Annotated in this window: 9 protein-coding genes and 1 pseudogene; 8 read left to right on the top strand and 2 right to left on the bottom strand. The window is 72.7% G+C overall.

Translation table 11 applies throughout. The features are described 5' to 3' along the window. Positions 1 to 792: pseudogene (locus tag ACSNOG_RS21415) on the top strand (protein kinase); the annotation flags it as partial. Here the strand turns inward: ACSNOG_RS21415 and ACSNOG_RS21410 are convergent. After that, on the bottom strand, positions 777 to 2,387 hold the full coding sequence (locus tag ACSNOG_RS21410; protein WP_436754293.1) for a class I adenylate-forming enzyme family protein: 1,611 nt from the start codon (positions 2,385 to 2,387) through the stop codon (positions 777 to 779). The pseudogene ACSNOG_RS21415 and the gene ACSNOG_RS21410 overlap by 16 nt on opposite strands. Before the next feature lie 134 nt (positions 2,388 to 2,521). Here ACSNOG_RS21410 and ACSNOG_RS21405 point away from each other — a divergent pair, with 134 nt between their 5' ends. From ACSNOG_RS21405 to ACSNOG_RS21390, 4 genes are all read left to right on the top strand, one after another. Then, positions 2,522 to 3,721 (top strand): amidohydrolase family protein, encoded by a 1,200-nt coding sequence (locus ACSNOG_RS21405; RefSeq protein WP_436754292.1) that lies wholly within the window; start codon positions 2,522 to 2,524, stop codon positions 3,719 to 3,721. Between the two features lie 6 nt (positions 3,722 to 3,727). After that, the gene (locus ACSNOG_RS21400; protein ID WP_436754291.1) at positions 3,728 to 4,897 is read left to right on the top strand and encodes an acyl-CoA dehydrogenase family protein; all 1,170 of its coding nucleotides are present in this window, start codon (positions 3,728 to 3,730) and stop codon (positions 4,895 to 4,897) included. A gap of 2 nt (positions 4,898 to 4,899) precedes the next feature. Next, positions 4,900 to 5,964 carry an acyl-CoA dehydrogenase family protein gene (locus ACSNOG_RS21395; RefSeq protein ID WP_436754295.1) on the top strand — a complete coding sequence of 355 codons (1,065 nt, stop codon included), beginning with the start codon at positions 4,900 to 4,902 and terminating at the stop codon, positions 5,962 to 5,964. Positions 5,965 to 6,377: 413 nt separating this feature from the next. Continuing rightward, positions 6,378 to 6,848, top strand: coding sequence for an ATP-binding protein (locus ACSNOG_RS21390; protein WP_436754290.1), 471 nt, complete (start codon positions 6,378 to 6,380; stop codon positions 6,846 to 6,848). A gap of 270 nt (positions 6,849 to 7,118) precedes the next feature. Here ACSNOG_RS21390 and ACSNOG_RS21385 read toward each other — a convergent pair whose 3' ends face one another. Then, on the bottom strand, positions 7,119 to 8,042 hold the full coding sequence (locus ACSNOG_RS21385) for a cyclase family protein (protein ID WP_436754289.1): 924 nt from the start codon (positions 8,040 to 8,042) through the stop codon (positions 7,119 to 7,121). Between the two features lie 102 nt (positions 8,043 to 8,144). On the opposite strand from ACSNOG_RS21385, the gene ACSNOG_RS21380 reads away from it, so the two are divergent. The 3 genes from ACSNOG_RS21380 to ACSNOG_RS21370 are packed head-to-tail and all read left to right on the top strand — an operon-like array spanning position 8,145 to position 11,693. Next, positions 8,145 to 9,056 carry an SDR family NAD(P)-dependent oxidoreductase gene (locus tag ACSNOG_RS21380; protein WP_436754288.1) on the top strand — a complete coding sequence of 304 codons (912 nt, stop codon included), beginning with the start codon at positions 8,145 to 8,147 and terminating at the stop codon, positions 9,054 to 9,056. 13 nt (positions 9,057 to 9,069) lie between these two features. Next, the gene (locus ACSNOG_RS21375; protein ID WP_436754287.1) at positions 9,070 to 10,233 is read left to right on the top strand and encodes an acyl-CoA dehydrogenase family protein; all 1,164 of its coding nucleotides are present in this window, start codon (positions 9,070 to 9,072) and stop codon (positions 10,231 to 10,233) included. Further along, entirely contained in the window at positions 10,230 to 11,693 is a 1,464-nt protein-coding gene (locus ACSNOG_RS21370; protein WP_436754286.1) for an aldehyde dehydrogenase family protein, read from the top strand. The genes ACSNOG_RS21375 and ACSNOG_RS21370 overlap by 4 nt, the downstream gene beginning before the upstream one ends. Positions 11,694 to 11,731: the final 38 nt, after the last annotated feature.

Below are 11,731 nucleotides of genomic sequence, written 5' to 3'. Positions count from 1 at the left end.
GCCCCCCGCCCCGCGGAACCCCGCACCGACCACCTGCAGGAACAGCGCGGCCGCCCCGCCCGCTCGGCGTACGGCCTGGGCCGGCTGCTGCTGGGCGTGGTCCTGCTGCTCCTCGTCGGTGCCGGGCTGTACGCGATGGTGTTCATGCCGCGCGCCGAGGAGAGCGCGGGCCGGTCGGGCCGGGCGCCCGCGGACCTCGCGGGCACGGCCGGGGAGCCCAGCGCCGCGCCCCGCGCCCCGGCCGCCGCGGGCAAGCCGGGCGGGAGCAGTTCGTCGGCGTCGCCGGTGACGCCGTCCGCGTCGGCGTCTCCGGAGGCGCGGAGCGCCGGCTCCGGCGGCCCCGCCGAGGGCTTCGCCCTGCGCAAGGACCCCAAGGGGTTCACCGTGGCCGTCGCCGAGGACTGGCAGCGCCAGGGGGAGAACGACCGCGGGCAGGTCGTCTACGCGGGCGGCGGCTACCGGCTGATCGTGGTGCCGGGCCGGGACAAGGTGGCCGAGTTCGGCAGCGATCCGATGGCGTACCAGCAGGAGAAGGAGCCCGAGCTGGCCGCGTACCGCTCCTCGTCGTGGGCCGGGGCCTCCGGCCTGCGCCGCATCGATGTCGGCCGGACGGCGTCGGCGGAGGGCACGTTCAACTGGACGGAAGGCAGCGGCCGCCAGGTCTACGTACGCAACTCGGCCACGATCCTGGGCAGCCGCTACCACCTGCTGCAGGTGATCGGGCCGGCGAACGAGCAGCGCGCGGTGGACCGCTTCTTCGAGCAGGCCGCGGCCGCCTACCGGGCGGACTGACCGGGCTCGCTGCCGCCGGCTCCGAAGCGCTCCCGCAGCTGGTACTTGAGGACCTTGCGCAGGGTGTTGTCGCGGGGGAGCAGGCCGATCAGCTCCAGTTGCTCGGGGATCTTGTGCACGGACAGCCCGGCGCCGGTCAGATGGGCGGCGAGCTCGCCGAGGGTGAGCGGCCCGGTTCCGGGGACCTGCTGGACGACGGCGCACACGCGTTCCCCGCGTACGGGGTCGGGCAGGCCGATCACCGCGGCGTCCTCGACGGCGGGGTGGCGCCGCAGGAGCTGCTCGACCTCCTGGGCGGAGATGTTTTCCCCCTTGCGGATGATGACGTCCTTGGCGCGGCCGGTGAGGACGAGATGGCCGTCGGCGGTGAGGAAGCCGAGGTCGCCGGTGATGAGGAAGCCGTCGGCGTCGAAGGCCTCGGCCGTCTGGGCGGGGTCGAGGTAGCCCCGGCAGACGGCTTCGCCGCGCAGCCGTACGCCGCCTTCGGTGCCGGCCGGCACGGGCTTGCCGTGTGCGTCGGCCACGCGGATCTCCATGCCGGCGGGCGGCCGCCCCTCCGTGCGGGCGAGGTGCTCCGCGGTGTCCTCCGGGTCCCCCATGGTGATCATCGGGGCTTCCGTCATGCCGTAGCCGTGCGCGAGCCGGCACCCCAGCTCGCGGACCACCTCGTCGTAGAGCTCCGGCGGCCTGGGCGCGCCGCCGCCCGCCAGGAGCCGGAGAGTCGGGATGATCTTGCGCCCTGGTTGTTTGCGCTGCTCGGCGAGGAACATCGAGTAGAAGGCGGTCGATCCGCCCGCGACGGTGACGCCGTTGCGACGGTAGGCGTCGAGCGAGCCGGGCAGGGAGAAGTGCTCCACGAGAAGGGCGGGGAAGCCGCGCAGGAGGAGCATCACGGTGTAGTCGGGGCCTGCGACGTGCGCGTAGGGGAAGGCCATGGACCCGACGTCCTGCGGGGTGAGCCGCAGCGCGGCGGCCAGGCAGGCCCCGGCGGTGATGAGCCCGCGGTCGGTGTGCAGGGCGCCCTTGGGGGCCGAGGTGGTGCCGGAGGTCCAGTAGATCCAGCGGACGGCCGTGCCGTCGGCCGGCGGGGGCGGGAGCGCCGCGGGGTCCCCTTCGGGCAGGCTGCCGTGGGCGGTGAGGACGAGGGGCGGCGCGGGGAGCGCGAGGGCGAGCCGGCACGCCATGACGGAGTGGTCGAAGCCCTTCCAGATGCCGGGGACGACGAAGAACCCGGCCTCGGTGGCCCGTAGCGCGTGGCCGACCTCGTGGTCGCGGTAGGAGGGGATCAGGGGCGTCTGGACGGCGCCGATACGGGCGAGCGCGAAGGACAGGACGACGGTCTCGATGCGGGTGGGCAGCTGCCAGGCCACCCGGCTGCCGGGGCGCACCCCCAGTTCGTGCAGACCGGCGCCCGTGCGCTCGGCGCGCGTCCGCAGCTCGCCGAAGGTGATCGTGCGGTCGCCCGCTCCGGGGCCGGTGCCGTCCGGCTCGTCGGCCTGGATGAGGGCCGGTGCGCCGGGGGTCAGCTCCGCGCGGCGGTCGAGCAGTTCCCACAGCGTGCGGGAGGCGGGCAGGTCGTCGGCGGCGCGGGTCATGGGCGAACCCCTCCACGAGAACTGACGCTACGTCAGCACGGTGCGGCGAAGCGTAGGCCGCCACGGCTTGTCGGTCCAGTGGGGCGGGGCTAGCCTCGAAGCTGACTGACCGTCAGATAACGGGAGCGCCTCCGATGGAACTGCCCCGCATCGTCAGCGTCGACGACCACGTCATCGAGCCCGCCCACCTCTTCGAGCGCTGGCTGCCCGCCCGCTACCGCGACCGCGGCCCCCGCCCCCTGACCACCGGCATCGGCCGGCTCGAGTACACCGGCGGCAAGTACGTCATCGCCATGGACCCCGACGGGCCGCCCGCCGACTGGTGGATCTACGAGGACCTCAGCTTCCCCTACAAGCGCAACATCGCCGCCGTCGGCTTCGACCGCGACGAGATGACCCTGGAGGGCATCACCCGCGCCGAGATGCGCCCCGGCTGCTGGGACCCCGCGGAACGCCTCAAGGACATGGACCTCAACCACGTCGAGGCGTCCCTCTGCTTCCCGACCTTCCCCCGCTTCTGCGGCCAGACCTTCGCCGAGGCGCACGACAAGGAGGTGGCCCTCGCCTGCGTACGCGCCTACAACGACTGGATGGTCGAGGAATGGTGCGGCGACAGCGGCGGCAGGCTCATCCCCCTCTGCCTCATCCCGCTGTGGGACGTAGGCCTCGCCGTCGCCGAGATCCACCGCAACGCCGCCCGCGGCGTACGGGCCGTGACCTTCAGCGAGCTTCCCGCCTGCCTCGGCCTGCCCAGCATCCACACCGGCTACTGGGACCCGTTCTTCGCGGCCTGCCAGGAGACCGGCACCGTCGTCAACATGCACATCGGATCCTCCTCGCAGATGCCCGCCGCGTCCCCGGACGCCCCGCCCGCCGTCCAGGCCACCCTGTCCTTCAACAACGCCATGGCCTCGATGGCCGACTTCCTCTTCAGCGGCGTCCTCGTGCGCTACCCCAGCCTCAAACTGGCCTACAGCGAGGGCCAGATGGGGTGGATTCCCTACGCCCTGGAGCGCGCCGACGACGTCTGGGAGGAACACCGCGCCTGGGGCGGCGTGCGCGACATCGTCCCCGAGCCGCCGTCCACGTACTACTACCGCCAGATCTTCTGCTGCTTCTTCCGCGACCGGCACGGCATCGCCTCGCTCGACGCCGTCGGCCGTGACAACGCCACCTTCGAGACCGACTACCCCCACGTCGACTCGACGTTCCCCCACACCCGGCAGGTCGCCCTCGAACACGTGCGGGGCCTGGACGAGGAGACCGTCCGCAAGCTCATGCGCGGCAACGCCATCCGCATGCTCGGCCTGGACCTGGACCCCCTGGGAGGGTGAGGCGCGATGGACCTCACCCTCACCGCGGAAGAGGAGGAGTTCCGCCGGCGGCTGCGCGCCTGGCTCCGGGACACCCTGCCCGGGCTGCCCCCCGAGCCGCCCGCCGACGACTGGCCCGCCCGGCGCGCCTACGACTGCGCCTGGCAGCGCGCCCTTCACGACGCCGGCTACGCGGGCCTGCACTGGCCCCGCGAGGCCGGCGGCCGGGGCGCCACTCCCACCCAGCACTTGATCTTCATCGAGGAGGCCGAGCGCGCCGGAGCCCCTTACGTCGGCGCCAACTTCGTCGGTCTCCTGCACGCGGGCCCGACCATCGCCGCCGAGGGAACCGCCGCCCAGCGCGCACGCTGGCTGCCCCCGATCCTGCGCGGCGAGGAGATCTGGTGCCAGGGCTTCTCGGAGCCCGAAGCCGGTTCCGACCTCGCCTCCCTGCGCACCCGGGCCGTCCGTGACGGCGACTCCTACGTCATCACCGGCAGCAAGATCTGGACCTCCCACGCCGAAGTGGCCGACTGGTGCGAACTCCTCGTCCGAACCGACCCCGCGGCCCCCCGCCACCGCGGCATCTCCTGGATCGCCCTGCCGATGAACGCCCCCGGCGTCACCGTGCGTCCGCTGCGCACCCTCGCCGGGACCACGGAGTTCGCCGAGGTCTTCCTCGACGAGGTGCGCGTGCCGGCCGGCCACCGCGTCGGCCCCGAGAACGACGGCTGGCGCGTCAGCATGGTCACCCTCTCCTACGAGCGCGGCACCGCCTTCGCCGGCGAGGTCGTCGCCTGCCGCCGCACCCTCGCCCGGCTCGCCCGCACCGCCCACGCCAACGGCCGCTGGGACGACGCGGTACTGCGCCGCCGCCTCGGCCGCCTGAACGCCGAGTTCACCGCGCTGTGGCGGCTCGTCCAGTGGAACGTCGGCGAAGCCGCCCACACCGCGCGCACCGGCGGCGACGCAGTCCCGGGCGCCGGCGGCTCCGTCTTCAAGCTGCGCTACTCCCAGGCGCGCCAAGAGCTCTACGAAGCCGCTGCCGAGGTGCTCGGGCCGGAGTCCCTGGACGCCCGCCAGGAGTGGACGGCGCAGCGTCTGTCCTCGCTCTCCTACACGATCGCCGCGGGCACCTCCCAGATCCAGCGCAACATCATCGCCGAGCGCATCCTCGGCCTCCCCAAAGGGCGATGACCATGGACTTCCGCCTCACCGACGACCAGCGGGCCCTCCAGGCGGGGATGCGCAGCCTCATCGCCGCCCACCATCCCCGCGAGCGGCTGCGCGCCCTGGCCGACTCCCCTTCCCCGGCCGGCCCGCGCGCGCCGGACCCCGTGCTGTGGCGGGCCCTGGGCGAGGCCGGTTTCTTCTCCCTGCGGCTGGCCGAGAAGGACGGCGGCGCGGGGCTCGGGACGCCCGAGGCGGTGCTGCTCTTCGAGGAGGCCGGGCGAGCCCTGCTGCCGGGGCCGCTCGTCGCCACGCACCTGGCCGCGGGCCTCGTCACGGGAGCGGCCGACGGCGACTGTGCGGTCACGGCCCTGGACGGGCCCGGAGCGGCCGAGCACCTCGCCTCCGCAGACGCCGTCCTGCTGCTCGACGGCCCGGTCGTCCGGCTCCTGCACACGGGCGCGGGTGCGGCCCCGCGAGCCCTGCGGGCCCGGCCCGTGCGGTGCGTGGATCCGACGACGCCCCTCCACCTCGTACGGCAGCTGCCCCGCGCGCAGGACAGCGGCCCGCCCGCCCTGCCCGTCGACGCGGCCCGGATGCGACGGGAGGCCGCCCTGCTGACCGCCGCGCAGCAACTCGGCAGTGCCTTCCGGACCCTGGAACTGGCGGTCTCCCACGCCCGCCACCGCACCCAGTTCGGCCGCCCGGTCGGCGGCTTCCAGGCGGTGCAGCACGTGTGCGCGGAGATGCTCGTGCGCGCCGAGCTCGCGCGCGTCGCGGTCTACGCGGCGTCACTCGCAGTGGAGCCGGGCGAACCGGCGGAAATCGCCGCCGCCAAACTGCTCGCTGACAGTGCAGCCGTGCGCAATGCTCGTGACTGTCTGCAAGTGCATGGTGGCCTGGGGTTCACCTGGGAATCCGACGTTCATCTCCACCTCAAACGCGCCTGGCTGAGGAGTCGTCAATGGCAGCCCCCGGCCGATTCCGAGGAATTGCTTGCGAATACCCTGCTCGGCGATGCTTCACACATCCGCGAGCGCGGTCCGGCGAATGATGCAACGGATGTTCTGGACGCAGAGAATGTCACGGCGTAATCGTCATGGGTGAAATGACGGGCATGTCATGCCGAACCGCTCACAGCATGTCGATATCAGGCTGTGTCCCGGACGTTACTCGTCACAGGGCGGAGTCGGGCCCGGGCTCGGGTACTCTCCCTTGAATGCGAGAGGTTCAGAAGCGCGGCGGGGCGGAAGTTGCCCATGTGGCGTCGCCAGGCGTGCGCATGTCTGATGCTCGTCCCGGAGCGGTTCCGAAAGGCCCCCGGTGTTCGAGTCTTCGCAGCACGCGTCGCACAGTATGCAGTAGCCATACTCCTTTGCGCCGGAATATGCCCGAAGCGCTTGTTGGGGTGACTGTGCGTCAACCATGCTGTCTCGGAAGGAGGTCACGTTCCGTGATCCCTCGGAGACGCGAGGCGTTGTGTCCGCCGGTACGGATGGTGTGAGCGGTGCAGGTGCTTCAGATGCAGATGGAGGTCCGGGCCGACCCCGCGGAGGTGGGGCGGGCCCGCAGGTGGGCGAGGTCGCGGCTGGCCGGGTCGGGGATAGGCGTCGATGAGCCGCTCGCCGAGACGCTGATCCTGCTGATCTCCGAGCTGGTCACCAACGCCGTGGTCCACACCGGCTGCCCGGCCGTGCTGCGCATGCTCTTCCCGGGCGCCGGCGGCGCCGGGGCAGGAACTTACGGAGGCACCGTCCGCGTCGAGGTCGCCGACATCAGCGCCCGTCCGCCCCGCCGCAGGTGCGCGGGCGGCGAAGACACCGGCGGTCGCGGCCTTGAGCTGGTCGACGGACTCGCCGACCGCTGGGGCTGGCAGGCCGAGGGCAGCGGCAAGCGCATCTGGTGCGAGGTCGACCGCATCGGCCCCTCGTGGGTCGGCGCTTTCGACTCCCCACGCGCCGTCATAAATCGGGCGTAATCGACAAAGTCCAGACCAGGTGTTGACGTGAAGTGTCCACGTGATCACTCTTGGATGCAGCGATTCGTTGCGAGGGGACGTCGAGAGGCCCACGGTCACCGGGCTGCCTTGGCGAGTGCGGGTCGCGGTCCGGCGCGGTTCAGGGCTCCAGCGCCGGAGCCGGCGGCGACGTGCGGTGCCGTGCTCGGGGTGCGCATCGGTACGTCGCCGCCCGCCCACGTCCGCAAGGGGCCCTGTCCTGCCGGCCCGGCCGTCCGCCCCGGCCCCGGCTCAGAGCACGGCGACCGGTGCCACCGGCGCCCCCACCCCGCCCTCGAAGGGCTCGGGCGTCGCCGTCAGCAGGAAGGCGTAGCGCCGCTCCTGCGCGCACGCCGCTGAGAGCTCCTCCAGATTCCAGTTCTGCCCCTGCAGCATCCCCATCTCCACCAGGTGCAGCGCGTGCACCGGCAGCCACAGGCCCTCGATCTCCGGCGGGAAGACCTCGAAGCAGAGGGTGTCGTTGGCGACGGCCGCCACGTCCCGTGCGTGGAACCATTCGGGCGTGCGGATCGACAGCCCGGGCGACGAATGCCCGTACGCCCGCCGGTCGCCCCTCAGGTAGTGCTGCATGTGGCCCGTGCGGACGAGCGCGATGTCTCCCGGTCCCACCGCGACCGCGCCCATGTCCTCGGCCGCTTCCAGGTCCTCCGGGGTGACCGCGTGGCCGGGCTCCAGACGCTCCACGCCCCGGGCGCGCGCCACGTCGAGCAGCACCCCCCGCGAGACGACGTGCCGGGTCTTCTCGATGCCGCTGAAGGCGGCGCGCGTGTGGGCGGTGACCGAGTCCGCCGAGCGGCCGTTGTAGATCCTGCCGCCGTGGGAGACATGCGGCAGTGCGTCCCAGTGGGTGCCTGCCTGGAGGCCCATGGTGACGGCGTCGTCGCTCGTGGCCACTGATTCCGGAGCGCACTGCTGATTGATCGAGAGCATCGTGTGCAGGGGGTTGACCCTGCCCGGAATCAGCCCGGTCTGGATCCCGCGCTGCCGCAGGGGCACCGCCAGGGCCACTCGACGGCCGGTGAGCACGGTGGCCGCGGCTTCACGGACGACGGCGTCCGTGATCAGGTTGAGCGTGCCTATCTCGTCCCTGTCGCCCCAACGGCCCCAGTTGTTGACCCGCTTGGCGATCTCGTGGAACTCCGGTGGCAGTGGCATGGACTCCCTCCCCGGATCGGTGCCCGTGCGGGGCTTGTGCCTTCGCCGGCTCTGCCCAAAAATCTAACGGTCCGTCAGATTGAGCGGGAAGGGGCGTGCGCCATGGGGAGCTTCTTGGCCGGAAAGGCGGTCGCCGTCACCGGTGCGGGCCGCGGCATCGGCCGCGCCGTCGCCCTCGCCTGCGGCGCCGAAGGGGCAAGGGTCGTGGTCAACGACTACGGCGTCTCCGTCGAAGGCAACGAGCCCACGAGCGAGGTCGCCGCCGGCGTGGTCAAGGAGATCGAGGCGGCCGGAGGCGAAGCCGTCGCCGTCGCGGACGACGTGTCCTCGATGGCGGGCGGGCAGCGCATCGTGGACACCGCCCTCGCCCGGTACGGGCGGCTCGACGGCGTCGTCTGCGCCGCCGGGATCCTGCGCGAGCGGATGCTGTTCAACATGACCGAGGAGGAGTGGGACCCCGTCGTCGCCACCCACCTCAAGGGGACCTTCACGGTCTTCCGCGCCGCCGCCGCGGTCATGCGCCGCCAGAAGCACGGCACCCTCATCGGTTTCACCAGCGGCAACCACCAGGGCAGCGTCGCCCAGGCCAACTACTCCGCCGCCAAGGGCGGCGTCATCTCCCTCGTCCGCAGCGCCGCCCTCGGTCTGCACAAGTACGGGATCACGGCCAACTGCGTCGCCCCCGTGGCACGGACGCGGATGTCCGCCGGAGTGCCGATGGAGCTCAAGGACATCGGCGACCCCGAGGACGTGGCGGCACTCGTCGTCTATCTGCTCGGCGAACAGGCCCGCGAGCAAGGGATCACCGGGCAGGTCTACACGGCGGCCGGTCCGAGGATCGCGGTGTGGGCCCAGCCCCGCGAACTGCGCTCCGTCTGCGCCGAAGGCCCCTGGACGCCGGAGAGGATCGCCGACCTGCTGCCCCGTACCGTCGGCACCGACCCCATGCCGATGCTCGCCCACCTGGAGGCGATGGCCGAAGCTGCCGCCGCCAAAGCCCGCCCCAACGCGTGACGGGGAGCCACTCATGGACTTCTCCTTCGGGCCGGAGGACCAGGCCCTCCGGCAGGAGGCGCGCGCCTGGCTCGCCGAGCACCTCGCCGGGGAACCGCCCCCCACCGCGGGCCGCGCCTGGGAACGCGAACTGGGCGCCGACGGCTGGATCGGCCTCGGCTGGGACCCCGCGGCCGGCAGCTACGGCAACCGCACCGCGGCCCTGACCGGACAGGTCGTCTGGGCCGAGGAGTACTCCCGCGCCGGAGCGCCCGCTCGCCTCGGCCACATGGGCGAGCACCTCCTCGCCCCCACCCTCCTCGCCCACGGCGACCCCGCCCAGCGCACCCGCTTCCTCCCCGCCATCGCCCGCGGCGAGGAGATCTGGTGCCAGGGCTACAGCGAACCCGGCGCCGGGTCCGACCTGGCCGCCCTCCGCACCGCCGCCGTCCGGGACTCCGGCGGCCGCACCTACCGCATCACCGGCCAGAAGCTGTGGACCTCCCACGCCCACCAGGCCGACTGGTGCTTCCTGCTCGCCCGCACCACCACGGGCTCCCACCGGCACCACGGGCTCTCCCTTCTGCTCGTGCCGATGGACCAGCCCGGACGCATCGAAGTCCGCCCGATCCGGCAGCTGACCGGCGAGGCCGACTTCAACGAGGTGTTCTTCGACGGCGCCGAGGCCCGCGCCGACCACGTGCTGGGCGGGGAGGGCAACGGCTGGCGCGTCGCCATGGACCTCCTGGGCCGGGAGCGCGGAGTGGCCACCCTCGCGCAGCAGATCGGCTTCGCCGCCGAACTCGCCCGCATCGTCCGCCTCGCCCGGCGGACCGGAGCCGCAGCGGACCCGGCGGTGCGCGACCGGATCGTACGGCTGTGGGCCGACCTGAGGGCCATGCGCTGGACGGCCCTGCGGGCCCTGGGGAACGCGGACGTCCCCGGCGCGCCCAGCGTCTCCAAGCTGCTCTGGAGCAGCTGGCACCAGCGCCTCGGCGAACTGGCCATGGACGTGCGCGGCCCGGGTGCGGTCCTCGGGCCGCACGCGTGGAGCGCGGAGCAACCCTATGAACTCGACGGGCTGCAGCGCCTGTTCCTCTTCTCCAGAGCCGACACGATCTACGGAGGCTCGGCGGAGGTGCAGCGCACCTCCATCGCCGAGCGCGTACTCGGACTGCCGAAGGAGCCCCGGCCATGAGGACGTACGGGAACTGGATCGGCGGTAGGTGGCGCACGCCCGAAAACGGTCACTATCCAGTTGTCAATCCGGCGACCGAAGAGGTCGTCGGGGCGGCACCGGAGGCGACCCCCGCCGAGGTCGCCGCCGCCGTGACCGCCGCGCAAGCCGCGCAGGACGGCTGGTCCCGTACGGATCCGCGCGAGCGCGCGGCCGTACTGGACCGGACAGCAGAACTGATCACCGAACACGGAGCAGAGCTCCTGGCCCTGCTCCAGGCCGAGACGGGTGCGACGGCGCGCGTCACCTCGGCCCTGCAACTGCCCCCGGCGGTGGACCGCTTCCGCCGCTACGCCCGCGGGGCGCTGGAGCCGGCGGCCATCCCGCTCGCGCCGCACCCGGTCCAGGGCAGCCCGCTGGCTCCCGGCGGCCTGATGGGCGCCGCCGCGGTCCGTCGCCCCGTGGGCGTCGTCGCCTGCATCACCTCCTACAACTTCCCGGTCGTCAACCTCGCGGGCAAGCTCGCGCCCGCCCTGGCCATGGGGAACGCCGTGGTCGCCAAGCCGGCGCCGCAGGATCCCCTCGGCTGTCTCCACCTGGGCCCGATCCTCCGGGAGGCCGGCCTCCCGGACGGGGTCTTCAACATCGTCACCGGCTCGGGGCCCGGCGCCGGCCGAGCGCTCGTGTCCCACCCCGGCGTCGACATGATCAGCTTCACCGGCTCCACCGCGGTCGGAAAACAGATCGCCGAGGCCGCGGGGAGGTCGATGAAGCGCACCCTGCTCGAGCTGGGCGGTAAAGGCGCGGCCATCGTCCTGGGGGATGCCGGCGACACGGTGCTCACGTCGGCGATCGGGGCGGTCGGTTCGGTCTGGTCCTTCCACAGCGGACAGATCTGCACGGCGCCGACCAGGGTGCTCGTGCAGCGGCCGCTGTACGAGAAGGTCGTCGCCGGTCTCGAACACTACGCTCGCGCACTGAAGATCGGGGACCCTGTGGATAACTCCACGGTCGTCGGGCCGTTGATCTCCGCCGCCCAGCGCGACCGCGTCGAGGCGTACATCGCCGCGGCCCGTGCGGAAGGCGCCCGGATCGTCGTCGGCGGCGACCGCCCCGACCTCAAGCCCGGTTTCTACGTCGCCCCGACCCTCATCACCGACGTGACCCCCGAAAGCGCGGTCGCACGCGAGGAGTTGTTCGGCCCCGTCGTCGTGGCCCTGCCCTTCGAGGACGAGGAGGAAGCCGTTCGCCTCGCCAACAGCACCGCCTACGGCCTTCACGACTACGTCTTCAGCGCCGACTCCGCCCGCGCCTGGGCCCTCGCCGCGCGCCTGCGCAGCGGAAACGTCGGCGTCAACACCGTCCAGCGGCACCCCGAAACGCCCTTCGGCGGATTCAAGGAGAGCGGTATCGGCAGGGACGGCGGCTCGTTCGGCCTGCACGCGTACAGCGAACTCCAGTCGGTGGTCTGGGCCTCCTGACCCGGCGCCGCAACGGCCTTCCGAGGCCGAGACCACTT

Origin of the sequence: Streptomyces sp. URMC 124 (genome assembly GCF_051386455.1) — a bacterium.
GTDB lineage: Bacteria > Actinomycetota > Actinomycetes > Streptomycetales > Streptomycetaceae > Streptomyces.
Note: the sequence above shows the minus strand (reverse complement) of the source record. Positions and strands in the feature narration are given on the sequence as shown.

Bases quoted from the DNA above. Each gene is read 5' to 3' on its own strand.
- ACSNOG_RS21410 (WP_436754293.1), bottom strand. From the start codon at position 2,387: ATGACCCGCGCCGCCGACGACCTGCCCGCCTCCCGCACGCTGTGGGAA.
- ACSNOG_RS21405 (WP_436754292.1), top strand. From the start codon at position 2,522: ATGGAACTGCCCCGCATCGTCAGCGTCGACGACCACGTCATCGAGCCC.
- ACSNOG_RS21400 (WP_436754291.1), top strand. From the start codon at position 3,728: ATGGACCTCACCCTCACCGCGGAAGAGGAGGAGTTCCGCCGGCGGCTG.
- ACSNOG_RS21395 (WP_436754295.1), top strand. From the start codon at position 4,900: ATGGACTTCCGCCTCACCGACGACCAGCGGGCCCTCCAGGCGGGGATG.
- ACSNOG_RS21385 (WP_436754289.1), bottom strand. From the start codon at position 8,042: ATGCCACTGCCACCGGAGTTCCACGAGATCGCCAAGCGGGTCAACAAC.
- ACSNOG_RS21380 (WP_436754288.1), top strand. From the start codon at position 8,145: ATGGGGAGCTTCTTGGCCGGAAAGGCGGTCGCCGTCACCGGTGCGGGC.
- ACSNOG_RS21375 (WP_436754287.1), top strand. From the start codon at position 9,070: ATGGACTTCTCCTTCGGGCCGGAGGACCAGGCCCTCCGGCAGGAGGCG.
- ACSNOG_RS21370 (WP_436754286.1), top strand. From the start codon at position 10,230: ATGAGGACGTACGGGAACTGGATCGGCGGTAGGTGGCGCACGCCCGAA.